Raw genomic sequence first — 26,025 nt, forward strand, 5'->3', positions numbered from 1 at the left:
GTGGAGTGCCTCGGTGTGTCGTCACCCTGGCCGCACGCGCAGGGCCCAGGGCGCACGCTGAAAGGCGCCCACTAGCACGGCGGTCGGCCAGCAAACATCGCGACACGCCGGGCCGGATATAACAAATTGGCGTGACCTGGGCCTACGGTGTGATCGTGCTGGATCTGGAACCGCGTGGCCCGCTACCCACCGAGATCTATTGGCGGCGCAGGGGCCTGGCCCTTGGCATCGCGGTCGTCGTGATCGGGGTCGTGGTCGCCACGATCGTCGCCTTCATGAGCCACAGCACTGGCGCCAAACCCGCCAGCGTGGGCAAGCCGGGCACCGCCGAGAGCAAGCCGGCCGCGCCGCCGGCCCAGGCCCCTCCGCCGGCGGGGCAGGAGGGCGTCACCCCGGTGGCGCCGCCGGGACAGAACCCCGAGTCGGTCACGCCCACCGCCGCGGTCCAGCCGCCGCCCGTGTTGAAGGAGGGCGATGACTGCCCCGATTCGACGCTGGCCGTCAAGGGCCTGACCAACGCGCCCCAGTACTTCATCGGCGACCAGCCGAAGTTCACCATGGTCGTCACCAACATCGGCCTGGTGTCCTGCAAGCGCGACGTCGGGGCCGCGGTGCTGGCGGCCTACGTGTACTCGCTGGACAACAAGCGGCTGTGGTCGAACCTCGACTGTGCGCCGTCCAACGAGACCCTGGTGAAGACCTTCACGCCGGGCGAGCAGGTGACGACGGCGGTGACGTGGACCGGCATGGGGTCGGCGCCGCACTGCCCGCTGCCGCGGCCCGCGATCGGGGCGGGCACCTACAACCTCGTCGTGCAGCTGGGCAACCTGCGCTCGATGCCGGTGCCATTCATCCTGAATCAGCCGCCACCGCCGCCCGGGCCGGTGCCGGGTCAGCCGGGTCAGCCGGCGATGGCGCCGCCGCCGGAGGGGCCGCCGGGGGCCGCCCCGGGCCCGTCTCCCGCGGGCTGACCGAGCTCAGGTGAGCGGGTCGGCGATCGTCGACTCCGCCAGTTGCGACAGCCCCTCCCGCACGTGGCGGGCCCACATCGTGCCGATGCCGTCGACCGATTGCAGGTCGTTGGCGCTGGCCGCCAGCAGGCCCTGCAGCGTTCCGAAGGTCCGGACCAGCAGGTCCGCGTGGGCGAACTGCAGCCGCGGGATCCCGGCCATCGCGCGGTAGCCGCGCGGGCTGAGCGCCGAGTCCTGCGCCTCGGTCGTCGTCGGGTAGCCGAAAACCTTTGCCAGCGAAGTGAAGTCGAGCAATTCGGTATCCGACAGGGCGTCCAGCTCGTCCAGGGTCGCGGTCATCTGCGCCTCGGACAGCGGCTCGGGGCTGGCGTGGTAGTCGCGCACGATCAGCTCACGGGCCAGGTCGTTGCCGCCCAGCAACTCCTCGAGCTGCAGCCGCAGCTGCCGCCCGTCGGTGCCGAGCTCGACGCAGTCGTAGTCGATCACCAGCCCGATGCGCCGGACCAACTCGAGCCGCTGCACCACCGTCATCACGTCGCGCAGGGTGACGAAGTCCTCGATCTCCATCCGGGACAACTGCCTGCTGACCTCGTCGAGCCGGGTCTTGTACCGCTCCAGCGTCGCGATGGCCTGGTTGGCCCGCGACAGGATAGTGGCCGAATCGGCCACCACGTGGCGCTCACCGTCGACGTAGACGGTGACGATGTTCATCGAGTGGCTGACCGAGATCACCGGGTAGCCGGTCTGGATCGCGGCCCGCTCCGCCGAGCGGTGCCGGGTTCCCGATTCGTCGGTCGGTATCGACGGGTCCGGAACCAGCTGCACGTTGGCCCGGACGATGCGGCTGCCGTCGGTGGACAGCACGACGGCGCCGTCCATCTTGGACAGCTCGCGCAGCCGCGTCGGCGCGTACCGGACGTCGAGGGCGAAGCCGCCGTCGCAGATGGCCTCGACGTTGTCGTCGTTGCCCAGCACGATCAGCGCGCCGGTGCGGCCGCGCAGGATGCGCTCTAGGCCGTCGCGCAGCCCGGTGCCCGGCGCCAGGCGGGCGACGGTCTCACGCAGTGTCGGACGGGTCACAGCGTGTCATTCTGCGGCCCCACTGCGTTATGCGTCCAGCCAGTGCCGCGCTGAGCGATGGCTTTCATGTGTCGCAGCGCCGCGTCGATGGTTGGCGCCCGCAGCGCTCGCATCCCATCCGGCACTATCTCGCGGCGCGGATCGTCGCCGTCGGGGATGAGCGCGATGCTGAATCCCTGACGCACGGCTTCACCCAACCGTCGCTCCATGCCGCTGACCCGCCGCAGGTCGCCCGCCAGCCCCACCTCACCGATCATCACCGCCGTCGTCGGCAACGGCAGGTCGGAGTACGCCGAGGCCAGCGCCATCGCGACGGCGAGATCCGAGGACGGGTCCGTCAACCGCATGCCGCCCACGGTGGACAGGTAGATGTCGTTCATGGCGACGGCCAGCCGGCCGTGCTTCTCCAGCACCGCGGTGATCATCGCGGCGCGGGAGTGGTCGATGCCGCTGACGGCACGGCGCGGCGAGCCGCCCCCCGGGGTCGCCAGCAGCGCCTGGACCTCGCCGATCAGCGGTCGCTTGCCGTCCAGCGTCACCGTGATCGCGGTGCCGGCGACCGGCGCCGGCCGCTGATCCAAAAACAGGTGCGACGGGTCGGAGACGCCCTCGATTCCGTTGTCGTGCAGCGTGAAGCAGCCGACCTCGTCGGCCGCGCCGAACCGGTTCTTGATGCCGCGGACCATCCGCAGCGTGCCGTTGCGGTCGCCCTCGAAGTGCAGCACCACGTCGACGAGGTGTTCCAGGGAGCGCGGCCCCGCGATGGCCCCGTCCTTGGTGACGTGGCCGACCAGGATCATCGCGACGCCATTGGCCTTGGCGGCCGCGGTGAGCGCCGCGGTTACCGCGCGCACCTGCGTGACCCCGCCGGGGACGCCGTCGGCCTCGGTGGTGGACATGGTCTGCACCGAGTCCACGATCACCAGCGCAGGCCGGACCGTGGCGATGTGTTCGAGCACCGTGTGCACGTCGGACTCGGCGGCCAGGTAGACCTCGTCACCGCCGCAGTCGATCCGGTCGGCGCGCAGCCGGATCTGGCCGGCGGATTCCTCACCGGAGATGTACAGGGCGCGCCGGCCCGACTGGGCCCAGCGGTGGGCGACCTTGAGCAACAGCGTCGACTTGCCCACGCCGGGATCACCGGCCAGCAGCGTGACGGAGCCGGGCACCACGCCGCCCCCGAGCACGCGGTCGAGTTCTCCTATGCCCGTCGAACGGTGGTGGCTGGCGGTCGGCTCGATGGAACTGATCGGAACCGCCCGCGAAGCCGCCCCCGCGGGACGCCGGGCGCGTCCACCCACCGCGGCGAGCGCGGGCACCTCGTCGACGGTGCCCCAGGTGCCGCATTCCAGGCAGCGACCCACCCATTTGGCGGTGACGTGCTGGCATTCCGAGCAGCGGTATTGGGAGCGCGCATGGGCCACGTCATGACGGTATCGGGCCGGTGTGACAAGCCCCGGAAAGACAGGCCGAGTCAGGCGGGTTGTGGGCCCACTCCCGCCGAAATCGGGACCAGCAAGGTGGCCGGCCCGGCCTTCTCGAAGTTGAAGGTGAAGCTGTAGGTCAGGCCGTTGCTGATGGGCTTGGCCAGTGCCACCGTCGCCTTGACCGCGTTGTTGGACTCGATCGGGCCCGGCGCCACCTTCGGGCCGTCGGGCGTGCCGATGAACAGCATGCCGCCCGCGGGCAGCCGGCCGTCGCCGCCGATCGTCACGGCGCCGACGTCACTGGTGATGCTGACCAGCCGGTCCGGGACATCGGGTGACTGGTTGACGGCGACCGCCACCAGATCCACCGTCTTGCCCGGCTGCAGGAAGTCGCCGGTCTGGACGGCTTGCATCCGGACGTCTCGCAGCGCCACGTTGTTGACCGTGACCTTGTTGCCGTTGACCGCCGGTTCCTGGGTGGCCATCTGGGAGATCTGACCGGCTCCGCAACCGCTGAGCAGGGCGGCGACCAGGGCGACCAGACCGACGACGGCGAAGCGGTTCACTCAAAGCCTCCTGCTCGGCTGACCCACCATGTCAGTGGTTCGACTATGCAACTATGCACAGTAGTAGGAAGGTCTTCGCGGCGGTAGCGCAGGGCACCGGACCAGCGCGGCAGGGCCCCGCAGGGGTGGCTGCTCGGGCCCGATCGGGACCGGCGTAGTGTGACCCCTTGCACGTCCCGCTCCGCCTGTCAACCCCTAATCCGCCCGTGTTGTGCCCCTGACCTGCACCGTTGTTCCGCACGCCTAGGGCCGCCGTGCTAGCATGAAGTAACGAAAGGGGCTCGAATCAGATGATCTTCAAGGTCGGCGACACCGTTGTCTATCCACATCACGGTGCTGCGTTAGTCGAGGCGATTGAAACCCGGACCATCAAAGGGGAGCAAAAAGAGTATCTCGTCTTGAAAGTCGCGCAGGGTGACCTGACCGTTCGAGTACCCGCCGAAAACGCCGAGTACGTCGGTGTTCGCGACGTCGTTGGCCAGGAGGGCCTGGACAAGGTCTTCCAGGTTTTGCGCGCTCCCCACACGGAAGAGCCCACCAACTGGTCCCGCCGCTACAAGGCCAACCTGGAAAAGCTCGCCTCCGGCGATGTGAACAAGGTGGCCGAGGTGGTGCGCGACCTGTGGCGTCGCGACCAGGAGCGGGGTCTGTCGGCTGGCGAGAAGCGCATGTTGGCCAAGGCCCGCCAGATTCTGGTCGGTGAGCTGGCACTAGCCGAGAGCACCGACGACGCCAAGGCGGAGACCATCCTCGACGAGGTTCTGGCCGCCGCTTCCTGAAGGCCCTGACGCTCTGGTGGCCGACGAAACCGGCGTCCCGGGCAAAGTAGTTGCAATCGTCCCGGCCGCCGGGTCGGGTCAGCGGCTGGCCGCCGGCATCCCGAAAGCGTTCTGTGAACTCGACGGGCGCACCCTGCTGGAGTGCGCCGTCGCCGGGCTGCTGGATTCCGGCGCCGTCGACCACGTCGTGGTGGCCGTGCCCGCCGACCGCATCGACCAGGCCGGGCAGCTGCTGGGTGACCGCGCTTCCGTCGTCGCAGGCGGCGCCGACCGGACCGAATCGGTGCGCCTGGCGCTGTCCGCCCTGCCCACGTCTGTCGAATTCGTCCTCGTGCACGACGCCGCCCGGGCGTTGACGCCGCCCGGGCTGATCGTGCGGGTGGTCGACGCGTTGCGGTCCGGCCACGCGGCCGTCGTGCCCGCGCTGCCGCTGTCTGACACCATCAAGGCCGTGGATGCCAACGGGGTGGTCCTCGGCACGCCGGAGCGGGCCGGCCTGCGCGCCGTGCAGACGCCGCAGGGCTTCGCCACCGATCTGCTGCTGCGCGCCTACGAGCGCGCGGGGACCGCCGATTTCACCGACGACGCGTCGCTGGTCGAACACGTCGGCGGCCAGGTGCAGGTGGTCGACGGCGACCCGCTCGCCTTCAAGATCACCACCCGGCTGGATCTGTTGCTGGCGCAAACGGTCGTGCGGCGGTGACCGAGCTGCCGCGGGTCGGCGTGGGCACCGACGTGCACCCGATCGAACCCGGGCGACCGTGCTGGCTGCTGGGGCTGCTGTTTCCCGACGACGACGGCTGCGCCGGCCACTCCGACGGCGACGTGGGCGCGCACGCGCTGTGCGATGCGCTGTTGTCGGCCGCCGGGTTGGGCGATGTCGGGGCGGTGTTCGGCGTCGATGACCCGCGTGTCAAAGGCATCACCGGCGCCGACATGCTGCGGCACGTCGTCGCGCTCGTCTCCCGCCAGGGCTACCGGGTCGGCAACGCCGCCGTGCAGGTGATCGGCAACCGCCCCAAGGTAGGCCCGCGGCGCGCCGAGGCGCAGGAGGTCCTGTCGCGTCTGGTGGGGGCGCCGGTCTCGGTGTCGGCGACGACGACCGACGGGCTGGGTTTGACGGGGCGCGGCGAAGGGTTGGCCGCGATCGCGACCGCGCTCGTCGTGCGCAATCGAGTGAGCGTCCTGTAGGCCACGCGCTCGGCCGGGCGCCCCGAACTACCCGGTAAGCTGGCACGTCGTGACCGATCGCCCCAATTTGCGGCTTCACGACACGGCAGCCGGTGCCGTGCGTGATTTCGTTCCGCTGCGCGACGGGCACGTCTCGATCTATCTCTGCGGCGCCACGGTTCAGGGCCTGCCACACATCGGACACGTCCGCAGCGGGGTGGCCTTCGACATCCTGCGCCGCTGGCTGATCGCCCGCGGCTACGACGTGGCATTCATCCGCAACGTGACCGACATCGAGGACAAGATCCTGGCCAAGGCCGCCGCGGCCGGCCGGCCATGGTGGGAGTGGGCGGCCACCTACGAACGGGCCTTTAGCGCCGCCTACGACGCCCTGGACGTCATGCCGCCGTCGGCCGAGCCGCGGGCGACCGGGCACATCACCCAGATGGTCGAATTAATGGAACGCCTGATCGAAACCGGCCACGCGTACGCGGCGGACGGCGACGTGTACTTCGACGTGCTCAGCTACCCGGAATACGGCGCGCTGTCCGGGCACCGGGTCGACGACGTCCACCAAGGCGAGGGCGTGGCGACCGGCAAACGCGACCAGCGCGACTTCACCCTGTGGAAGGGCGAAAAGCCGGGCGAGCCGTCGTGGCCCTCGCCGTGGGGCCGCGGACGTCCCGGCTGGCACCTGGAATGCTCGGCGATGGCGCGCACCTACCTCGGGCCGGAATTCGACATCCATTGCGGCGGGATGGACCTGATCTTCCCGCACCACGAGAACGAGATCGCGCAAAGCCGCGCCGCCGGGGACGGCTTCGCCCGCTATTGGCTGCACAACGGCTGGGTGACGATGGGCGGCGAGAAGATGAGCAAATCGCTGGGCAACGTGCTGGCCATCCCGGCGATGTTGCAGCGGGTTCGCCCGGCCGAACTGCGTTACTACCTGGGCAGCGCCCACTACCGGTCGATGCTGGAATTCTCCGAAACCGCCCTGCAGGACGCCGTGAAAGCCTATGTGGGAGTGGAGGAATTCCTGCACCGCGTTCGCAGCCGCGTCGGCGCCTTCGAGCCGGGCGAGTGGACGCCCAAGTTCGCCGCGGCCCTCGACGACGACCTGGCGGTGCCGATCGCGCTGGCCGAGGTGCACCACGCCCGCGCCGAAGGGAACCGGGCGCTCGACGCCGGCGATCACGAGGGCGCGCTGCAGCACGCCGGCGCGATCCGCGCCATGATGGGCATCCTGGGCTGCGACCCGCTCGACGAGCGCTGGGAAACCCGCGACGAGACGTCGGCCGCGCTGGCCGCCGTCGACGTGCTGGTGGCGGCCGAGATCGAAAACCGGGAAAAGGCTCGCCAGCAACGCAATTGGGCGCTCGCCGACGAGATCCGGGATCGGCTCAAGAACGCCGGCATCGAGGTCACCGACACCGCCGACGGCCCGCAGTGGGAACTGCACGGCGGTCCAGAAAAGTGACAGTCAAGTAGATGGCCGGCAACTCGCGGCGCCGCGGGGCGGTACGCAAACCCGGCACCAAGAAGGGCGCAGTCGTCGGCTCGGGCGGCCAGCGCCGCCGCGGGCTGGAGGGCCGCGGCCCCACCCCGCCGGCGCACCTGCGCCCCAACCACCCCGCCGCCAGGCGCACCCAGTCGCAGCCGCGCCGACCCGCCAAGCGCACCGATGAGACCGAAACGGTGCTGGGCCGCAACCCGGTGCTCGAGTGCCTGCGCGCCGGCGTCCCCGCGACCGCGCTCTACGTGGCGCTGGGCACCGAGGCCGACGAGCGACTCACCGAATCAGTTTCCCGCGCAGCGGATCTGGGCATCGCGATCCTCGAGGTTCCGCGCACCGACCTGGACCGGATGACCACGAATCACCTGCACCAGGGCATCGCGTTGCAGGTGCCGCCCTACGACTACGCCCATCCGGACGACCTGCTCGCGGCCGCGGCCGGATCGCCGCCCGCGCTGCTGGTCGCGCTGGACAACATCTCCGATCCCCGCAACCTCGGCGCCATCGTCCGCTCGGTCGCGGCGTTCGGCGGTCACGGCGTGTTGATCCCGCAGCGGCGATCGGCCTCGGTGACGGCGGTGGCCTGGCGCACCAGCGCCGGGGCGGCGGCAAGGTTGCGGGTGGCGCGGGCACCGAATCTGACTCGGGCGCTCAAGAATTGGGCCGACGGCGGGTTGCGCGTCATCGGGCTGGACGCCGACGGCGACACCACGCTCGACGACCTGGACGGCACCGACCCGTTGGTGATGGTCGTCGGCTCGGAGGGCAAGGGCCTGTCCCGGTTGGTTCGGCAGACCTGCGACCAGGTGGTCTCGATTCCCATGGCGGGCCGAACCGAATCGCTGAATGCCTCGGTGGCCGCCGGGGTGGTGTTGGCCGAAATCGCCCGCCAGCGCAGGGGCTGAGTCCTCTGGCCGAGCAGACACTAAAGCCCCCGACACGCCGAAGAGTTGGGGGCTTTTGCGTCTGCTCGCGAATGTGGGCCGTGGTGCTGCTTGCGCTGGCGGTGCTCCTTGCATCGCCCGCCGGCGCGGAACCGCCCAAATTCGACCTGCAGGCACACCGCGGCGGGCGCGGTGAGACGACCGAGGAATCGCTGCGGGCATTCGCCAAATCGCTCGAACTTGGCGTCAGCACACTGGAACTCGACATCGTCCTGTCCAAGGACAGCCAGCCGCTGGTATGGCACGACCCGACGCTCCAGGCGGATAAGTGCTCCGACACCGGACCGGCGTTCGCCGGCGACCCGGCCTACCCGTACGTCGGTAAGTTGGTGCACGAGCTCACCCTGGCGCAGATCCGCACGCTCGACTGCGGCGAGCGGCTCGCCGAGTTTCCCGACGCGGAGGTGGTGCGCGGCAACAAGATCGCGACGCTGCCGGAGGTCTTCGCGCTCGCCGACTCGTACCGGGCCGGCGTGCGCTACAACGTCGAAACCAAGGTCGAAGCCGACCACCCGGGTGCGTCGGCCGAACCGCAGGAATTCGTCGACGTGATCCTGGCCGCGGTTCGGGCCGGCGGCAAGGTCGATCGCGTGGAGATTCAGAGCTTCGACTGGCGAACGCTGCCCATTGTGCACCGGGCTGAGCCGTCAATCCCGTTGGTGGCCTTGTACAACGAGGAGACCTGGATGCCCGGCTCTCCGTGGCTGAACGGCATCGACGTCGGCGCCGTCGGCGACCCGACGCTCGGGGCGCTGCTGGTCGGCGCCAACGCCGTCTCGCCAAACTATGCGCTGGTCACCGGAAAGCCCTACGTCGATCACGCGCATTCGTTGGGGCTTGAGGTGATTCCGTGGACGGTCAACGACGCCGACGCCATGCGCGCCCAGATCGCCTACGGCGTGGACGGCATCATTACCGACTTCCCGACGCGGGCGCGCGCCGTCATGGCCGCGCTCGGCGTGCCGCTGCCGCCGGCCTACCGCCGGGGCTAGGGCGCCACGCTTTCGGCCAAGGCGTCGTCCGCGGCGTGGAGCCCTTCGCTGCCCTGGCGGCGCGCACGGACGGCTCGCCAGATCATCCCCGGGCGCAGCAGTTTGGTCGCCGGGTCGACCAGCGAGGTCACCCGGACGAACTGATCCACCGCGGCGACGTCGGTTTCCGCCGCCTTGAGCACGCGATCCAGGTACCCATTGAGCAGCCGGGCGGACAGCGGTGGGGTGCCCTCGATCTCGGGCAGCGCAAGGTCGGGGTTGGTCGACAGCTGCCAGGCCTGGCGGATCGGGACCGCCGCCGCGCGGAAGAAGCGCCGCGCCAAATCCTCCGTGCCGCTTGACAAGCAGTCACGCATCGCCCGCGCCTCGAGCGCGGCCACGGTCATGCCCTGGCCGTAGACCGGGTTGAAGCTGCAAACCGCGTCGCCGGTGACCAGCAGGCCCTCCGGGAAACGGCGCAATTTGTCGTAACGGCGCCATTGGCTGCACGGCATTTTGTGGCGCACCGGCTCGCCGATTGGTTCGGCACGCCGCACCGCGTCGAGCAAGTGGGCGGGTGCGCAATCGGCCACGAAATCGCACATCGCCTCAAGGTCGCCCCGGGGCTCTTGACCGGCGACGCCGATCACCGTGAAGATCCACGTGTCGTTCTCGCAGTGCAGCAAGCCGACGCCTCTGGGCGTGCCCGGCACGATGCCGACCAGGAAACCCAGCTCGTGCGGCGTATCCGCGGCCATGCGCAGGCGCTGGCTCGCGTAGGTCAAGTGCACCACCACACGATCCTCGGACGGGCGGTCGTATCCCAGACCGTCCAGCCACCCCGGGGTGTGCGCGGCACGGCCGGTGGCGTCGACCACCAAATCGGCCTTCAACACGGCGCATTCGCCGGTACGGCGGCTGACCACCCGCGCCCCCGTGACCCGACGGCGATCGGGCGTCGCGGCCAGGCCGACGATGTTGTGCTCGTCCAGCACTACGACGTTGGGGATCTCCCGCAGCCGCCGACGGACGTGACCCTCCACGAAGGGCCGCGTCGCGCAGTAGGCCGTGAAAGACGTGGCGCTGCCGCTTTGCGCCAACAGGTGCCCGCCCACGTTGTAGTGGAGCCGCGACAGATCGCGCCCGTCGAAGTACTGTGCGCCGTCGAGAACCAACTCGTCGAGCACGCCGGGGAAGAATTCCTCGATCACCTGGGCGCCGCGGGGCAACAGGGCGTGCAGGTGCCGCCCCTGGGGAACGCCCCGTCGACCGGCGTCGTCGTCGGGCAGCGGGTCGCGCTCCACCACCGTCACCGTGTCGAAGAAGTCGGCGAGCGACCGCGCGGTCAGCAGACCGGCCATGCTCGCTCCCAGTACCACCGCGTTACTGCCGATCTTGATCATGCTTACCGCCTTCGCCGATCCGCCAGCTGATGAAAGCGATGCTCACAGCAAACCGTGAGGGCCGATAGCGTAGTCGGCTACGCAACTTCGCCGCCGGCATCGCCGATCCGGCACCGAAACACGGGTGAAATGGCCTGTTAGGCGCGGAGACAACCGGTTATAGTCGCCGAGTGATCAGCGGTAAACCGCTGACCGGGCGCGACAGCGAACTTGCGCTCGTCCGTCGCGCCCTGGGCGGGGCTGGCAACCACTCCGGCGTATTGATCGCCGGAGCGGCCGGTGTGGGCAAAACCTGGCTGGCCCGCGAAGCGCTGCGGCGCGCCGAGGCTTCCGGTGAGCGCACGCAGTGGCTCGTCGGCACCGAATCCGCGCGCGCTCTGCCGCTCGGGGCGTTTATCGGCCTGCTGGGCGAGGCGATGTCGGACCCGCTGACCAATGTGCGCCGGGTGATCAATTCGTTTGTCGCACAACAGCGACGTGGTCGCGTCGTGGTCGGGGTTGACGACGCGCACCTGCTGGACGGCTTGTCCGCCCTCGTCGTCCACGAGCTGGCCCAGTCGGGCGGGGTGCGGCTGGTGGTCACGATCCGCACCGGCAGCGACGAACCGGATGCGGTGACGGCGTTGTGGAAGGAGGGATTGCTGGCTCGCCTGGATCTCGAACCGCTGTCGGCCGCGGCCACGCGCGAGGTGATCGAGAGCACGCTGGGCGGTCCCATCGACGCGCGGTGTGCGGCCCGGTTCCGGAAGCTGACCGGCGGAAACACGCTGTTCCTCCGGCAGTTGCTGTCCGATCAGGTCGCGGCGGGCCAGATGCGGCAGGTCGCCGGGGTGTGGATATGGGACGGCGATGTCGCGGTGTCGCCGAGCCTGTCCGACACGGTCGGCCGCCATCTGGATCGGCTCAGCCCCAAGCCGGCGCTGGTCGTCGACATGTTGTCTCAGTGCGAGCCACTCGCGGTCGATGTGCTGTGCGACTTGGTGCCCCGCCGGGACCTGGCGGTCGCCGAAAGCATGGGCCTGGTGAGCGTCGAACGCACGGCCGGCGGGTTGATGGCCCGGCTGGCGCATCCCCTGTTCGGCGAGCTGCGCCGCGCGAGCGCCGGCGAGATGTACTTGTCGTCGCTCCGGGGCAAGCTCGCTTGCCGGCTGGTCAAAAACGCCGACACCGACATGCAGGCCACCGTTCGCCGTGCGCTGCTGCACCTCGAATCGGATCTCGAGCCCGAACCCGAGCTGTATCTGGAAGCGGCGCGGCACGCCATGACGCTGCTGGATCTGGATCTGGCCGACCGGTTCGCGACGGCCGCCGCCCGGGCCGGGGCGCCCGGGGCGGCCGGCGTGCGTGCGATGAACCTGGTGTTGCTCGGACACGGCGAGCAGGCCGAGGCGGCGCTGCGCGATCTGATCGACCGCCCCGACGGTCACCACTGGGCGACGATCCGGGCGATCAACCTGATGTTCATGCTCAGCAAGCCCGCCGACGCGTCGGTGATCCTCGATGGCCTTGCCACGGGCCCGGAGACCGAGGCGCAGGTGGCCGAGCGCCTGGCGGTGCAGGCGTGCCTCGACGCGATATCGGCGCGCTGCCGGATCGCGTCCGAAAGAGCAAGGGAGGCCTTGGCTTTCGGCGACCTCCCGGACCTGCATGCCTTGCTGGCCGCGCTCGCTTTGATCATGGCGATGGGGGCGCTGGGTGAGGTCGAGGACCTGTCCGCCGTCGCCGAGCAGGCGTTGAGGCGCGCGACCACGTCGTTTCAGGCGTCGCATCTGCGGTTCTGGTTCGGCGGCGTGTATGGCCGGGCCTGCCGTCTGACCGGGCGCATCGACGAATTCGTCGGCACGGCAAAGCGAATGGCTGATGCGGCCCGGGACGTCCCCGGCCTTGCCTACGCGAACCTGGCCTTCCTGCTCGGCAACGCCGAGCTCGTCCGCGGCGCCGTCGCCGACGCGGCCCGCCTGTTGCACGAAGCGGCTGCGGGAGTGCAAATACACGCGGTCACAACGGGTTTGCGTGCGGCCAGCTACTTCGCGCTGGCCGAGGCGCACGCCAAGCTCGGCCAGGCCGCCGAAGCGAACGACGCGGCGGCCTGGGCGCGCTCGGCGGTGCCGGCGGACTACCTGTTCATGCACACCGCCTTGTCGCTGGCTGACGGGTGGGCGATGGCGGCGAACGGCCAGCTGAGCGAGGCGGTGGCCAGCGCACGGGAAGCGGCACAACTTGCCCGCGACCGCGGCCAGCCCACCCACGAGTTGGCGTGCATCCAAGCCGCGGCGCAGTGGGGCGACGCGTTTGGGGCGGCCCGCGCGGCGGAGCTGGCCGAGGCGTTGTCGCTGCCGCTGGCCGACGCGATCGCGCTGCACGCGAAGGCTCTGCTCGGCGGCGACGGCGAGGGCCTGCTGGCGGCCTCGGCGGCCTACCGGGCGATCGGTGACAAGGCCGTGGCCGCCGACGCCGCGGCGCAGGCCTCCGCCGCATTCGCCGGAAGCCAGCAGCACAAGCGCGCGCTGTATGCCGCGGCGCTGGCGAGGGAACTGGCCGACGAGTGCGGCGGCCTTTGCACACCGGCCCTGCGAACCCCGGAGGGAATCAAGCTGTCGGGTCGTCAGCGCGACGTCGTCGAACTCGTCGTCGCCGGTCTGTCCAACCGCCAGATCGCCGAGAAGCTGGTGATGTCGGTGCGCACCGTGGAGGGCCACATCTACCGGGCGTGCCAGCGGGTGGGGGCCCAATCGCGCGAGGAGCTGGCCTCGATCGTGCGATCGGGACCGGGCGGCGGGTAGCCCCGGCGGGCCGCAACTGAAAATCGAGTACTCAGCTACTCATTCGCGCGCGTCAGGTCGGCCGTAGCGTGCCTGCAGAGCCCAGTTGGCCCGACCAGACAAGGAGAAGCGATGAAGTACGTAGTGTCTTGGACGTACCGCCTGAACGGCACGGCCGCGGAGAACGACGAAAGCTTGCGGCGGGGATTGGCCGCCTACTCGAAGTGGTCGCCGCCACAGAGCACCACGTACCACCAGTTCGTCGGGCGCGTCGACGGCGGGGGCGGATTCGCGGTGGTCGAGACCGACAATCCGGCCGACTTGGTCGAGACCACAAGCCAATTCGCCACCATCCTCGACTACCAGATTTATCCCGTCCTCGACATCGCCGAGGCCGCGCAGGCCCTGCAGCAGGGCGTGGCGTTCAGGGAGGCGGTCGGCTGAACCCGCGCACCTCACACACCCAGTAGCCGTGTGGACGCCCACAGCGCGACCACGGCGACCACCAGCGCGATGGGCACTGTGCACAACCCGAGGCGGGTGTACTCGCCGACGCCGGCGTCGACGTCGTGTCGGCGAAGCACGCGGCGCCACAGCAGGTTCGACAGCGACCCCACGTAGGTCAGGTTTGGGCCGACGTTCACCCCGATCAGCACCGCCAGAATGGCCACCGGACCGCCGGGCGTGACCAGCGGGAGCAGTACCAGCGTGGCGGGCAGGTTGTTGACGACGTTGGCCAGCATGGCGGCTATCGCGGCGATCGCGAGCAGCGCGGACAGACCCGAACCGGACGGCAGCACGGCCGACATGGCCCTGTCCATGCCGTTGAGCATGACCGCCCGGACCACGACTCCCAGCGCCAGCACGAACACCAGGAACGAGACGTGCACCGAGCGTGCGATCTCAGCCACGGAGGTGTGCCCGCGGCTCAGGCTGCGCACCGCGAGCACCGCGGCACCGGCGGCCGCCACCCACGCGGGAGCGACCCCGACGGACTGGCCGACCGCGAACCCGGCGAGGGTCAGCCCAACGACCACCAAGACGAACACCGGGGGCCGCGGCGCCGGACCGAGTTCCTCGGAGTCGGGCTGGACGCGCAGGTCGCCGGCGAAGAACCAGCGGAAGATCACGTAGATCACCGCCACCGCGCCCAGCCACGGCAGCGCCATCAGCACGGTGAAGCGGGTGAACGAGAGGTTGGCGCTGTGAAACGCCAGCAGGTTGGTCAGGTTCGACACCGGCAGCAGCAGGGAGGCGCCGTTAGCCAGGTGAGCGGTGGCATAGGCGTACGGCCGCGGCGGGGTGCGCAGCCGGCGGACCGCGGCCAGCACCACCGGGGTCAGCAGCACCACGGCGGCGTCCAGGCTCAGCACGGCGGTGATCAGGGAGGCGACGACGAACACCCGCCGCAGCAGACCGCCCGACGAGACGCGCCCCCGCGCGATCGCCGCGCCCGCCGCTTCGAACAGCCCCTCGTCGTCGCACAGCTTGGCCAGCACCAGGACCGCGCCGAGGAAGGCGACCACTCCCGACAGCCCGGCCACCTCCTGGGCCGCCTGACGCACCGATATCGCGCCGACCGCGATCACGATGAGCGCCGCCGGGACCGCCGCCACCGCCTCCGGCCAACCCCTTGGGCGGACGACCGCGAACACGAGCACGGCAGCAAGCAACAACAGCGCGGCGGTCAGTCCCATCAAGTTTCTGGCCTAAACCGCTTCACGCCCAGGGATTTTCGCGTCGCCACACGGTCGGCATGTGCAGCGCGACACCGTCGCTCGCCGCCAGCTCGTCCAGGACCCCGATCGACACGTCCAGGTCGTCGCCCGCATACGGCAAGGCCCGCAACGGCTTTGACAGCGGCCTGAAGAAGTCGTCCCAATGGATCAGGATCACCCGGCGCGCCCCCACGGCGCGCACGGTCTCGGCCCAGTAGTCGAGGATGTAGGACCGCGGCCGCAGGCCCAGCTGTCCGACGGACAGATAGACGGCTTCGGCGCGCCGGCCCGCCAGTGCACCCTTGACGAAACCGGCGCTGCCCTGGATCAGCAGCCGCCGGTCCGACGGTCGATGGTGCACCAGCGTCGACCAGGCTTCACCGCAGCGGTACGCCGACGCCCGCACCGGTGGGGTTAGCGGCTCGTCGATCGTCCCGGGAAACCGGTCCGGCGGGCAGTGATGGGATTGCACCAGCGTTACGTCGAAGGCGCCCAGGCGAATCGGCTCACCAGGCGTCGCGACGACGATGCGGTCCCCGGGCAGGCCGTATCCGCGGCCGACATTGGCGGCCGACTCGCCGCCGACCAGCCGCGCGCCGGTGCGGTCGGCGACCAGCGCGGAGTCCAGCACGTGGTCGATGTGGGTGTGCACCGGGATCACGGCCTCCAGCCGGGAGACCTTGGCGCGGGCCAGGCAGCCGTCCACGCGCGCCGGTGACGGCGACACCTTGCCGGCGGCCACCCGCGCCAGGCTGGGACGCGAGAAGTAGCCGTCGGTCAGCAGCGCCGACGACCCGTCGTCGAGCAGCAGTGTCGCCACACCCATCCAGGTCGCCGAAAGCGCCGCATCGGGTCCCGCCAATGGCACGTCGAACCGGTCCGAGTACCTCGCCAGGTCGGGGCGGCCGAGCTTGACTCGCATCAGCAAAACGCCCCGATCTCGGCGCCGGCCGCCTCCAGCCGATCGCGCACCGCAGTCGCGATCCGCACCGCGCCGGGCGAATCACCATGCACGCAAACCGATTCCACACTGACGCTGATCTGCGTGCCGTCGGCCGCGGTGATCCGTCCCGAGGTCACCATGGCCAGCACGCGCTCGGCGATCGCCGCCGGGTCGTCCAGCACCGCGCCGGGTTCGCGACGCGAGACCAATTGGCCGTCGGGCCGATACGCGCGGTCCGCGAAGGCCTCGGCGACCGTGCGCAGGCCAAGCCGGTCGGCCTCGTCGAAAAACGCCGAACCCGCCATGCCAAGCACCGGCAGCGCCGGGTCCACCAGGTGCACCGCCGCCGCGACAGCCGCCGCCTGTTCTCGGTTGGTCACGATCGTGTTGTACAGCGCGCCATGGGGTTTGACGTAGGACACCGCCGAGCCGGACGCCCGCGCGATCGCCTGCAACGCGCCGATCTGATACACCACGTCGGCCACCAGGTCGTCGGGCGCGACGTCGATGAAGCGTCGGCCGAACCCGGCCAGGTCGTGGTAGCCCACCTGAGCGCCGATGCGCACGCCGCGCTCGGCGGCCGACCGGCACACCCGCAACAGGCCGGCGGGGTCCCCGGCATGGAATCCGCATGCCACGTTGGCGCTGCTGACGATCCCGAGCATGGCGTCGTCGTCGCCGAGGCGCCAGACGCCAAAGCCCTCGCCCAGGTCGGCGTTGAGGTCGATAGCGGCCACCCGCCCAGCTTATGGGTGGCGTCAGGCGGGGACCTCGCTGCGTCGCCCGAGGAGCCCACAAAACAGGTGAAAATCGTTTCCATTAGAAAGTGGCGCAGCGCCGCCTCGTGTGCGCCGACAGCGAACCGCTGTAGCGTCACCCAGCGTGAGTCCCACTCCGCGTCGGCGTGCGACTCTGGCGTCTTTGGCCGACGAACTGAAGGTTTCGCGCACGACGATCTCGAACGCCTTCAACCGGCCGGATCAGCTGTCCGCCGACCTACGTGAACGGGTGCTCGCGACGGCCAAGCGGCTCGGTTATGCGGGACCCGACCCGGTGGCGCGGTCGCTACGGACGCGCAAGGCCGGCGCGGTGGGCCTGGTGATGGCCGAACCGTTGACCTATTTCTTCTCCGACCCGGCGGCGCGGGATTTCGTCGCGGGGGTCGCCCAGTCGTGCGAGGAACTCGGTCAGGGCCTGCTGCTGGTCGCCGTCGGCGCGAGCCGCAGCCTCGAGGACGGCACGGCCGCGGTGCTGGGGGCCGGGGTCGATGGCTTCGTGGTGTATTCGGCCTGCAACGACGACCCCTACCTGGAGGTGGTGCTGCAGCGGCGCGTGCCCGTCGTCGTGGTCGACCAGCCCAAGGGCCTGGCGGGAGTGTCCCGGGTGGGCATCGACGACCGGGCGGCCATGCGCGAGCTGGCCGACTACGTGCTCGGGCTCGGACACCGCGAGATCGGTTTGCTGACCATGCGGCTGGGCCGGGAGCGCCGGCAGGGCCTGGTGGACGCCGACCGGTTGCGGTCACCGGCCTTCGACGTGCAACGCGAACGCATCGTCGGCGTGTGGGAGGCGATGACCGCGGCCGGCGTCGACCCGGATTCGCTGACCGTCGTGGAAAGCTACGAGCACCTACCCGAATCGGGAGGCGCCGCCGCCAAGGCGGCGCTGGAGGCCAACCCGCGGATCACGGCGCTGATGTGTACCGCTGACATACTCGCGCTGTCGGCGATGGATTACCTTCGCGCCCATGGCATTTACGTGCCCGGCCAGATGAGCGTCACCGGGTTCGACGGCGTGCCCGAGGCGATCGGGCGCGGCTTGACAACCGTGGCGCAGCCCAGCTTGCAGAAGGGCCATCGGGCGGGCGAACTGCTGATGAGGCCGCCACGCACGGGCTTGCCGGTCGTCGAACTCCTGGACACCGAGCTGATCCGGGGCCGCACCGCCGGACCGCCGGCCTAGTTGGGCTGGTGTTCGCCCAGTAATAACCGCACGGCGAGGTCCAGCCGTTTGCTGACGTCGGTTGCCGAGGCGCGGCGGGTGAGCCACGCGAGCAGGTTGGACAGCCACACGTCCGAGATCACCCGGGCGATGTGGTACTGGTCCTCGGTCGGTTCGCCGTCGGACATCGCGCGCGCGAACATGCTGTCGATGAGCTTCTCGACCTGGTCGACCTCGCTGGCCGCGGAGGCGTCGGCGAACACGTAGGCGCGCGTCATGGCCTCGGTGAGCAGCGGGTTGCGCTGCATCGCGCGGTTCAGCTTGCCGACCATGAAGTTCAGCCGCTGGAACGGGGTGCCCCCGGCGACCGCGGAGCGGTCGGTTTTCGCGTCGATGCGGCTGAACTCCCGGCCCAGCGCCGACACCAGCAAGTGCACCTTCGACGGGAAATACCGGTACAGCGTGCCCACCGCCACGTCGGCCCGGTCGGCCACGGCGCGCATCTGGACCGCCTCGTAGCCGCCCTTGGACGCGATGGCCATGGTGGCGTCCAGGATGCGCTTGCGGCGTTCCCGTTGCGCCTCCGAACCGAGCTCGGACTCGGCGAGGACCGCCACGTTCATGACCTCGCGTGGCTGCGAGTCAGGCATGTCGGCCGCGTTCGGGTTGGCTGACGACATTTGAGGGCGTGCTCCTTCTCGGGGTGGCTCGTTCGCAAACGATACGCATGCTGGGCGTAAATTTCCCACCTCCCCGCAGCAGGGACAACGACGTGTACTGCTGTAATGGCGTTCGACTTGACGCTCGATCGCTGGCACTATTAGAACACGTTCTAGTGGGCTTTCAAGTAGTCAGAGCGCCCCGTCATCCCAAACTAAGCACGCGGAGGACCAGAGGGTGGTAGCGACCGTCACCGACGAGCAGTTCGCCGCGCGTGCGCTGGTGCGCGACTGGGCGCGAAGCTCGTGTTCGAGTGAGGCCGTACGCGAGGTCGAGCAGGGTAACCCCGACGCGTGGCGGCCGGTCTTCGCGGGCCTGGCCGACCTGGGGCTGTTCGGGGTCGCGATCCCGGAGGACCGCGGCGGGGCGGGCGGCAGCATCGAGGATCTGTGCGCGATGGTCGAGGAAGCGGCCAAGGCGCTCGTGGCCGGGCCGGTTGCCACCACGGCCCTGGCCACCCTTGTCGTCGAGGACCCCGAATTGCTGGCCGCCCTGGCCGCCGGGGAACGTTTCGCCGGGTTGGCGCTGGAAGGCGAGGTGCGGTTCGACAGCCAGACGTCACGCGCGTCGGGCACGCTGCCGTGGGCGCTGGGCGCCGCGGAAGGCGCCGTCGTGCTCCTGCCCGCCGACGGGAAGTGGCTGCTCGTCGACACCGGCGCCGAGGGGGTGGAGCTCGAGCCGCTGCCGGCCGCCGACTTCTCCCGGCCGCTGGCCCGGGTGGTGCTGACGTCGGCGCCGGTCACGGTCGTCGCGGATACGGCGCAACGGGTCGAGGAACTGGCCGCGACCGTCCTGGCGGCCGAGGCCGCCGGCATCACCCGGTGGTCGCTGGACACCGCGGTCGCGTACGCCAAGGTGCGCGAGCAGTTCGGCAAGCCGATCGGCAGCTTCCAGGCCGTCAAGCACCTGTGTGCGGAGATGCTGTGCCGCGCCGAGCAGGCCGAGGTGGTGGCCGCCGACGCCGCCCGGGCCGCGGCCGAGGCCGATCCTGCCCAGTTCTCGATCGCCGCGGCCCTGGCCGCGAGCACCGGCATCGCCGCCGCGAAAGCCAACGTGAAGGACTGCATACAGGTGCTCGGCGGCATCGGCTGCACCTGGGAGCACGACGCGCACCTATACCTGCGCCGGGCGCATGCCATCGGGCGGTTCTTGGGTGGCGCCGAGCGTTGGTTGCGCCGCATCACCGAGCTGACCCAGGCCGGGGTGCGACGCCGCCTGGGAATCGATCTCTCCGAGGTCGAGGGGCTGCGACCCGAGATCGCGGCGGCCGTCGCCGAGGTCGCCGCGCTGCCCGAGGAAAAGCGGCAGGTGGCGCTGGCCGAGGCCGGCCTGCAGGCGCCGCACTGGCCGCCGCCGTACGGGCGCGGCGCGTCCCCGGCCGAGCAGCTGTTGATCGACCAGGAGATGGCGGCGGCCGGCGTGGTGCGCCCCGACCTGGTGATCGGCTGGTGGGCGGCGCCCACCATCCTCGAGCACGGCACGCCCGAACAGGTCGAGCGCTTCGTGCCGGCCACCCTGCGCGGCGAATTCCTTTGGTGCCAACTGTTTTCCGAGCCGGGGGCCGGCTCCGACCTGGCGTCGCTGCGCACCAAGGCGGTTCGTGGCGAGGGCGGCTGGCTGCTCACCGGGCAGAAGGTGTGGACGTCCGCCGCGCACAAGGCGCGGTGGGGTGTATGCCTGGCGCGCACCGACCCCGACGCCCCGAAGCACAAGGGCATCACCTACTTCCTGGTGGACATGAAATCGCCGGGCCTCGAGATTCGGCCGCTGCGTGAGATCACCGGTGACTCGCTGTTCAACGAGGTATTCCTGGACAACGTGTTCGTCCCCGACGAGATGGTGGTCGGCGCGGTGAACGACGGCTGGCGGCTTGCCCGCACCACCCTGGCCAACGAGCGGATCGCGATGGCCTCCGGAACCGCGCTGGGCAACCCGATGGAAGAACTGCTCAGGGTGCTGGCGGAGATCGACCTGGACGTGTCCCAGCAAGACCGGTTGGGACGGTTGATCGTCACCGCCCAGACGGGCGCGCTGCTGGACCAGCGCATCGCCCAGCTCGCGGTCGGCGGCCAGGACCCCGGCGCGCAGTCCAGCGTGCGCAAGCTCATTGGTGTCCGCTACCGGCAGGCGTTGGCCGAATACGCCATGGACGTCGCGGAGGGCGGCGGCCTTGTCCGCAACCGAGCGGTCTTCGACTTCCTTAACACCCGCTGCCTCACCATCGCCGGCGGCACCGAGCAGATCCTGCTCACCGTCGCCGCGGAGCGGCTTCTCGGCCTGCCTCGGTAGGTTTCGTCGAGCCTGTAATTCTGCAGGCCCTTACTCGCACTTTGTCTGCGGATTACAGGCCTAGCCATTAAGAGAACGTCGTCTGCGCGCAGGTGCTGGGCGAGGTGATGTTGACCCCGCCGTAGACCACCTGGATGTGGGTGCACAGGATCACGCTGATATCGGTCTTGGACTGGCCCGTCTGCCAGTCGGCGGAGTCGATGCGGCCGGACGTCTGGTACTTGTCCGGCGGCCCCTCCCCGAAGTAGACGGTGGTGATCTCGTCGGAGCCCATCGCCTTATGGACTCTTTCGAATTGGCCGTTGGCGTGGGTGTCCAGGTAGGCCAGCCGGTTCGGTGACCGAACCTCGGTCGTCTGGCGGGCCCACAGGCCCGGCGGAAACCCGGTCACGCCGTCGGGCGTGCGGGTATCCGCGCCCACGGTGAAGTCGCAGTGGCCGTCGGCCCTGATGCAGTTGAGGAAGGCGTGCGTCTCGAGCTGGTTGGGGCCATCCAGTGGGAACAGGCTGGTGGCCTCGTTGCTCGCGGCCAGCGCGACGGGACTGGGCAGGAACGTCAGCATAGCCCCGACGACCGTAAATCCCGGTAATAGCCGCTTCATCGGCGCCCCCTTCCGGTTCGCTACGCGCCTATTCGTCGTAGGTGACTTCCACCGAATCAGATTCGGGGCGAGATTGACAGGCCAAAATCAGGCCGTCGTCGAGGTCCTGTTGTTCCAGGACGTCGTTGACCTCCATGTCGACCTTGCCGCTGCGCAGCGTGCAGGCGCACGCGCCGCAGTGTCCCTCCCGGCACGAAAAGGGGGCGTCGAGACCCTTGGCGAGCAGGACGTCGAGCAGCTTGGCGTGGCGCGGCCACGACACGGTGTGCGTCTCGCCGTCCAGCTCCACCACCGCGGTGGCCGGGGGCTGATCTCCCTCGGCGGTGTCCTCGATCTTGACCGCCGCGAACGGATCGGACTCCAGCGACTTGAACACCTCGATATGCACCTGCGCCGCAGGCACTTTCAGCCCCTCCAGCGCAACGCGCGCCGCATCCATGAAAGGGCCTGGCCCACAGATGAATACGGGTCGGTCGGTGTAAGGGGCGGCCAGCTTCGCGAGCGACGTCGCGCCGGGCAGCCCCTGCAACGATTCCAGCCAGTGCAGAACGGTGAGCCGCTCGGGGTACTTGGCCGACAGCTCGCGCAGCGCGTCGGCGAAGATCACCGAGCGGTCGTCGCGGTTGGCGTAGAGCAGCGTCACCTGACCGCTGCCCTCGGCGAGCGCCGACTTGCAGATCGACATGATCGGGGTGATCCCGCTGCCGGCGGCCATCAGCAGGAAGTCGTCGTCGAGGGTCTTGGGCACGAAGTTGCCCGACGGCGCCAGCACGTGGATGCGCATGCCCGCCTGCGCGTGTTCACACAGCCAGTTCGACGCGTACCCGTCCGCGGTGCGCTTGACCGTGACCGTGAGCGCGTCGTCGGTGAACGGCGAGCTGCACAGCGAGTAGCAGCGCGCCACCGACCCGGTGCGCTCGCTCGGAACCCGCAGCGTCAGGAACTGCCCCGGCGCGTACCGCAGCCGCTCGGGCGGGATGCCCGGATCGCCGGGCGCGTCCGGCACGGCGAACACCAGCGACCGCGCCTCGTCGGTCTCGGCGATCACCTCGGCGATCTGCAGTTCGAGGACGTGGTCACCCAGCGGTTCGTCGGGAATTGCTTCCGTCAAGCCCCGTCCCTTCCTTTCGACACAACTAGAACATGTTACAGAAAAGCGGATATATACCGCTACCAGCCGCAGGAATACCCTGCTCGACACGAATCGGAACGTGTTCTAGTCTTCTGTGTTAAGTCCGTACTCTCGGGAGGCAACGTAAGTGACGTCCATTCAACAGCGTGACGCGCAATCGGTGTTAACGGCCATCGATGATCTGCTGCCGCGGATTCGGGAGCGCGCCCAGGCGACGGAGGACCTGCGCCGGCTGCCCGACGAGACGGTCCAGGAGTTGGAGGACATCGGTTTCTTCACCCTGTTGCAACCTGAGCAATGGGGCGGTCTGCAGTGCGACCCCACGCTCTTCTACGAGGCCGTGCGCCGGCTCGCGAGCGCGTGTGGGTCGACCGGCTGGGTGAGCTCGATCATCGGCGTGCACAACTGGCACCTGGCGCTGTTCGACCAGCAGGCGCAGGAGGAGGTCTGGGGCGAGGACGCCAAGACGCGGATCTCGTCGTCGTACGCCCCGATGGGCGCCGGCGTCGTCACCGACGGCGGCTACCTGGTCAACGGTTCGTGGAACTGGTCGTCGGGCTGCGACCACGCCACCTGGACGTTCGTCGGCGGCCCGGTCATCAAGGACGGCCGGCCGGTGGACTTCGGCAGCTTCCTCATCCCGCGCAGCGAGTACCGCATCGACGACGTGTGGCACGTCGTCGGGCTGAAGGGCACCGGCAGCAACACCCTGGTGGTCAAGGACGTCTTCGTGCCGCGGCACCGGTTCCTGTCCTACAAGGCGATGAACGACGGCACCGCCGGGGGATATGCGACCAACACCGCCCCTGTTTACAAGATGCCTTGGGGCACAATGCATCCCACCACCATCTCGGCGCCGATCGTCGGCATGGCCTACGGCGCGTACGACGCGCACGTCGAGCACCAGGGCAAGCGGGTGCGCGCGGCGTTCGCCGGCGAGAAGGCCAAGGACGACCCGTTCGCCAAGGTCCGCATCGCCGAGGCGGCCAGCGACATCGACGCGGCGTGGCGCCAGCTGTCCGGGAACGTCGCCGACGAGTACGCGCTGCTGGCCGCGGGCAAGGAGATCCCGTTCGAGCTTCGGGCCCGCGCCCGCCGCGACCAGGTACGCGCCACCGGGCGCTCGATCGCCGCGATCGACCGGCTGTTCGAGGCGTCCGGCGCCACCGCGCTGGCCAACGACCAACCGGTGCAACGATTCTGGCGCGACGCGCACGCCGGCCGAGTGCACGCCGCCAACGACCCCGAGCGCGCCTACGTGATCTTCGGGAACAACGAGTTCGGGTTGCCGCCCGGCGACACGATGGTCTGATGACCACTGCCACGGGGGAGCTCACGTTCGAGTCCACCTCGCGCTTCGCCGAGGTCGACGTCGACGGGCCGCTGAAGCTGCACTACCACGAGGCCGGAACCGGCAACGATCAGACGGTGGTGCTGCTGCACGGCGGCGGTCCGGGCGCGTCGAGCTGGACCAACTTCTCACGCAACATCGCGGTGCTGGCCGAGCATTTCCACGTGCTGGCCGTCGATCAGCCCGGCTACGGGCACTCCGACAAACGCGCGGAGCACGGGCAGTTCAACCGCTACGCCGCCCGGGCCCTCAAGGGGCTCTTCGACCAGCTGGGCCTGGGACGCGTTCCGCTGGTGGGCAATTCGCTGGGCGGCGGCACCGCGGTTCGGTTCGCCCTCGACCACCCCGACCGGGCCGGGCGCCTGGTGTTGATGGGGCCCGGCGGGTTGAGCGTGAACCTGTTCGCGCCGGACCCGACCGAGGGCGTCAAGCGGCTGGGCAAATTCTCCGTCGAACCCACCCGGGAGAACCTCGAGGCCTTCCTGCGGGTGATGGTCTACGACCAGAAGCTGATCACCCCCGAGCTGATCGATCAGCGCTTCGCGCTGGCCAGCACGCCGGAATCGCTGACGGCGACGCGCGCGATGGGAATGTCGTTCGCCGGGGCCGACTTTGAGCTCGGCATGATGTGGCGCGAGGTGTATCAGCTGCGCCAGCCGGTACTGCTGATCTGGGGGCGCGAGGACCGGGTCAACCCGCTGGACGGCGCGCTGGTCGCGCTGAAGACGATTCCGCGTGCGCAGCTCCACGTTTTCGGGCAATGTGGGCACTGGGCGCAGGTGGAGAAGTTCGACGAATTCAACAAGCTGACCATTGATTTCCTGGGAGGCGCGCGATGAGTATCCGGTCGCTGGGGTATCTGCGCATCGAGGCCACCGACATGGCCGCCTGGCGCGAGTATGGCCTGAAGGTGCTGGGCATGGCCGAAGGCAAGGGCGGCACCGAGGGCGCGCTCTACCTGCGCATGGACGATTTCCCGGCGCGGCTGGTCATCGTGCCTGGGGAGCACGACCGGCTCTCGGAGGCCGGCTGGGAATGCGCCAACGCCGAAGGGCTGCAAGAGATCCGGAATCGGCTCGACGTGGAGGGCACGCCGTATAAGGAGGCCACCGCTGCCGAACTCGCGGACCGCCGGGTGGACGAGATGATCCGCTTCTCCGACCCGTCGGGCAACTGCCTCGAGGTGTTCCACGGGGCCGCGCTCGAACACCGCCGAGTGGTCAGCCCGTACGGGCACAAGTTCGTCACCGGGGAGCAGGGCCTGGGGCACGTGGTGCTGACCACCCGCGACGACGACGAGACGTTGCACTTCTACCGTGACGTGCTGGGTTTCAAGCTGCGCGACTCCATGCGCCTGCCGCCGCAGGTGGTCGGCCGGCCCGCGGACGGGGCGCCGGTCTGGCTGCGGTTCCTGGGCTGCAACCCGCGCCACCACAGCCTCGCCTTCATGCCCGGGCAGACGCCCAGCGGCATCGTGCACCTGATGGTGGAGGTGGGAAACGCCGACGACGTTGGCCTGTGCCTGGACCGGGCGCTGCGCCGCAAGGTGCCGATGTCGGCCACGCTGGGCCGCCACGTCAACGACCTGATGTTGTCGTTCTACATGAAGACGCCCGGCGGGTTCGACATCGAATTCGGCTGCGAGGGGCGGCAAGTGGCGGACGACGACTGGATCGCCCGGGAGAGCACCGCGGTGAGCCTGTGGGGCCACGACTTCACGGTCGGCTTCCGAGCCTAGCCC

24 protein-coding genes are annotated in these 26,025 nt (G+C 69.7%); 14 read left to right on the forward strand and 10 right to left on the reverse strand.

Annotated features, from left to right (window positions below):
• Positions 1-155 precede the first annotated feature (155 nt).
• Complete coding sequence (locus AWB92_RS28155; protein ID WP_142282361.1) at positions 156-971, forward strand: hypothetical protein; 816 nt, start codon at positions 156-158, stop codon at positions 969-971.
• A gap of 6 nt (positions 972-977) precedes the next feature.
• On the opposite strand, the gene disA is transcribed toward AWB92_RS28155, so the two are convergent.
• Genes disA through AWB92_RS28170 form a run of 3 tightly spaced genes read right to left on the reverse strand, consistent with a single transcriptional unit; the run spans position 978 to position 4,044 of the window.
• Complete coding sequence (disA, locus tag AWB92_RS28160) at positions 978-2,051, reverse strand: DNA integrity scanning diadenylate cyclase DisA (RefSeq protein ID WP_067011390.1); 1,074 nt, start codon at positions 2,049-2,051, stop codon at positions 978-980.
• A complete protein-coding gene (radA, locus tag AWB92_RS28165) occupies positions 2,048-3,475 on the reverse strand; it encodes a DNA repair protein RadA (RefSeq protein WP_085191547.1) in 1,428 nt (475 codons plus the stop codon). The genes disA and radA overlap by 4 nt, the downstream gene beginning before the upstream one ends.
• Before the next feature lie 50 nt (positions 3,476-3,525).
• Positions 3,526-4,044, reverse strand: a complete 519-nt coding sequence (locus AWB92_RS28170) for a hypothetical protein (RefSeq protein WP_085191549.1) — start codon at positions 4,042-4,044, stop codon at positions 3,526-3,528.
• 290 nt (positions 4,045-4,334) lie between these two features.
• Between AWB92_RS28170 and carD the strand changes: the two genes are divergently transcribed.
• The 6 genes from carD to AWB92_RS28200 all read left to right on the forward strand — a co-directional run bounded on the left by carD (position 4,335) and on the right by AWB92_RS28200 (position 9,445).
• Positions 4,335-4,823, forward strand: a complete 489-nt coding sequence (gene carD, locus AWB92_RS28175) for an RNA polymerase-binding transcription factor CarD (protein ID WP_003419482.1) — start codon at positions 4,335-4,337, stop codon at positions 4,821-4,823.
• A 16-nt stretch (positions 4,824-4,839) separates the two neighbouring features.
• Positions 4,840-5,526 carry a 2-C-methyl-D-erythritol 4-phosphate cytidylyltransferase gene (ispD, locus tag AWB92_RS28180; protein ID WP_085191551.1) on the forward strand — a complete coding sequence of 229 codons (687 nt, stop codon included), beginning with the start codon at positions 4,840-4,842 and terminating at the stop codon, positions 5,524-5,526.
• Positions 5,523-6,014, forward strand: a complete 492-nt coding sequence (ispF, locus tag AWB92_RS28185; RefSeq protein ID WP_068105709.1) for a 2-C-methyl-D-erythritol 2,4-cyclodiphosphate synthase — start codon at positions 5,523-5,525, stop codon at positions 6,012-6,014. Before ispD ends, ispF begins: the two co-directional genes overlap by 4 nt.
• 49 nt (positions 6,015-6,063) lie before the next feature.
• Complete coding sequence (gene cysS / locus AWB92_RS28190) at positions 6,064-7,473, forward strand: cysteine--tRNA ligase (RefSeq protein ID WP_085191553.1); 1,410 nt, start codon at positions 6,064-6,066, stop codon at positions 7,471-7,473.
• Positions 7,474-7,484: 11 nt separating this feature from the next.
• Entirely contained in the window at positions 7,485-8,414 is a 930-nt protein-coding gene (gene rlmB, locus AWB92_RS28195) for a 23S rRNA (guanosine(2251)-2'-O)-methyltransferase RlmB (protein ID WP_085191555.1), read from the forward strand.
• Between the two features lie 71 nt (positions 8,415-8,485).
• A complete protein-coding gene (locus AWB92_RS28200) occupies positions 8,486-9,445 on the forward strand; it encodes a glycerophosphodiester phosphodiesterase (RefSeq protein ID WP_085191557.1) in 960 nt (319 codons plus the stop codon).
• Here the strand turns inward: AWB92_RS28200 and AWB92_RS28205 are convergent.
• Positions 9,442-10,827, reverse strand: a complete 1,386-nt coding sequence (locus AWB92_RS28205; protein WP_085191559.1) for a 2-polyprenyl-6-methoxyphenol hydroxylase-like oxidoreductase — start codon at positions 10,825-10,827, stop codon at positions 9,442-9,444. The two genes, AWB92_RS28200 and AWB92_RS28205, sit on opposite strands and share 4 nt — an antisense overlap.
• A gap of 170 nt (positions 10,828-10,997) precedes the next feature.
• Here AWB92_RS28205 and AWB92_RS28210 point away from each other — a divergent pair, with 170 nt between their 5' ends.
• Together AWB92_RS28210 and AWB92_RS28215 are read left to right on the forward strand one after the other, a co-directional pair.
• Positions 10,998-13,610 carry a LuxR family transcriptional regulator gene (locus AWB92_RS28210; protein ID WP_085191561.1) on the forward strand — a complete coding sequence of 871 codons (2,613 nt, stop codon included), beginning with the start codon at positions 10,998-11,000 and terminating at the stop codon, positions 13,608-13,610.
• Positions 13,611-13,721: 111 nt separating this feature from the next.
• Positions 13,722-14,033, forward strand: a complete 312-nt coding sequence (locus tag AWB92_RS28215) for a DUF3303 family protein (RefSeq protein WP_068131308.1) — start codon at positions 13,722-13,724, stop codon at positions 14,031-14,033.
• A gap of 11 nt (positions 14,034-14,044) precedes the next feature.
• Here the strand turns inward: AWB92_RS28215 and AWB92_RS28220 are convergent, their stop codons facing one another.
• The 3 genes from AWB92_RS28220 to AWB92_RS28230 are packed head-to-tail and all read right to left on the reverse strand — an operon-like array spanning position 14,045 to position 16,987.
• Complete coding sequence (locus AWB92_RS28220) at positions 14,045-15,286, reverse strand: SLC13 family permease (protein WP_085191563.1); 1,242 nt, start codon at positions 15,284-15,286, stop codon at positions 14,045-14,047.
• A 22-nt stretch (positions 15,287-15,308) separates the two neighbouring features.
• A complete protein-coding gene (locus AWB92_RS28225; RefSeq protein WP_085191682.1) occupies positions 15,309-16,229 on the reverse strand; it encodes an MBL fold metallo-hydrolase in 921 nt (306 codons plus the stop codon).
• Positions 16,229-16,987 (reverse strand): 5-oxoprolinase subunit PxpA, encoded by a 759-nt coding sequence (locus tag AWB92_RS28230; RefSeq protein WP_085191565.1) that lies wholly within the window; start codon positions 16,985-16,987, stop codon positions 16,229-16,231. The genes AWB92_RS28225 and AWB92_RS28230 overlap by 1 nt, the downstream gene beginning before the upstream one ends.
• A 145-nt stretch (positions 16,988-17,132) precedes the next feature.
• Here AWB92_RS28230 and AWB92_RS28235 point away from each other — a divergent pair, with 145 nt between their 5' ends.
• Positions 17,133-18,212 carry a LacI family DNA-binding transcriptional regulator gene (locus AWB92_RS28235; RefSeq protein WP_068105654.1) on the forward strand — a complete coding sequence of 360 codons (1,080 nt, stop codon included), beginning with the start codon at positions 17,133-17,135 and terminating at the stop codon, positions 18,210-18,212.
• On the opposite strand, the gene kstR is transcribed toward AWB92_RS28235, so the two are convergent.
• Positions 18,209-18,808, reverse strand: coding sequence for a cholesterol catabolism transcriptional regulator KstR (gene kstR, locus AWB92_RS28240; RefSeq protein WP_161630330.1), 600 nt, complete (start codon positions 18,806-18,808; stop codon positions 18,209-18,211). The genes AWB92_RS28235 and kstR overlap by 4 nt on opposite strands.
• Before the next feature lie 280 nt (positions 18,809-19,088).
• Between kstR and AWB92_RS28245 the strand changes: the two genes are divergently transcribed.
• The gene (locus AWB92_RS28245) at positions 19,089-21,200 is read left to right on the forward strand and encodes an acyl-CoA dehydrogenase (RefSeq protein ID WP_085191571.1); all 2,112 of its coding nucleotides are present in this window, start codon (positions 19,089-19,091) and stop codon (positions 21,198-21,200) included.
• A 67-nt stretch (positions 21,201-21,267) separates the two neighbouring features.
• Here AWB92_RS28245 and AWB92_RS28250 read toward each other — a convergent pair whose 3' ends face one another.
• Positions 21,268-21,801 (reverse strand): hypothetical protein, encoded by a 534-nt coding sequence (locus tag AWB92_RS28250; protein ID WP_085191573.1) that lies wholly within the window; start codon positions 21,799-21,801, stop codon positions 21,268-21,270.
• Positions 21,802-21,829: 28 nt separating this feature from the next.
• Positions 21,830-22,912 carry a ferredoxin--NADP reductase gene (locus AWB92_RS28255; protein WP_085191575.1) on the reverse strand — a complete coding sequence of 361 codons (1,083 nt, stop codon included), beginning with the start codon at positions 22,910-22,912 and terminating at the stop codon, positions 21,830-21,832.
• A gap of 148 nt (positions 22,913-23,060) precedes the next feature.
• Between AWB92_RS28255 and hsaA the strand changes: the two genes are divergently transcribed.
• Genes hsaA through hsaC form a run of 3 tightly spaced genes read left to right on the forward strand, consistent with a single transcriptional unit; the run spans position 23,061 to position 26,022 of the window.
• Positions 23,061-24,245, forward strand: a complete 1,185-nt coding sequence (hsaA, locus tag AWB92_RS28260) for a 3-hydroxy-9,10-secoandrosta-1,3,5(10)-triene-9,17-dione monooxygenase oxygenase subunit (protein ID WP_085191577.1) — start codon at positions 23,061-23,063, stop codon at positions 24,243-24,245.
• On the forward strand, positions 24,245-25,123 hold the full coding sequence (gene hsaD, locus AWB92_RS28265; RefSeq protein WP_085191579.1) for a 4,5:9,10-diseco-3-hydroxy-5,9,17-trioxoandrosta-1(10),2-diene-4-oate hydrolase: 879 nt from the start codon (positions 24,245-24,247) through the stop codon (positions 25,121-25,123). The genes hsaA and hsaD overlap by 1 nt, the downstream gene beginning before the upstream one ends.
• Positions 25,120-26,022 carry an iron-dependent extradiol dioxygenase HsaC gene (hsaC, locus tag AWB92_RS28270; RefSeq protein ID WP_085191581.1) on the forward strand — a complete coding sequence of 301 codons (903 nt, stop codon included), beginning with the start codon at positions 25,120-25,122 and terminating at the stop codon, positions 26,020-26,022. Before hsaD ends, hsaC begins: the two co-directional genes overlap by 4 nt.
• Positions 26,023-26,025 lie beyond the last annotated feature (3 nt).

Origin of the sequence: Mycobacterium sp. IEC1808 (assembly GCF_002101935.1) — a bacterium.
In the GTDB taxonomy this organism is placed as follows: domain Bacteria; phylum Actinomycetota; class Actinomycetes; order Mycobacteriales; family Mycobacteriaceae; genus Mycobacterium.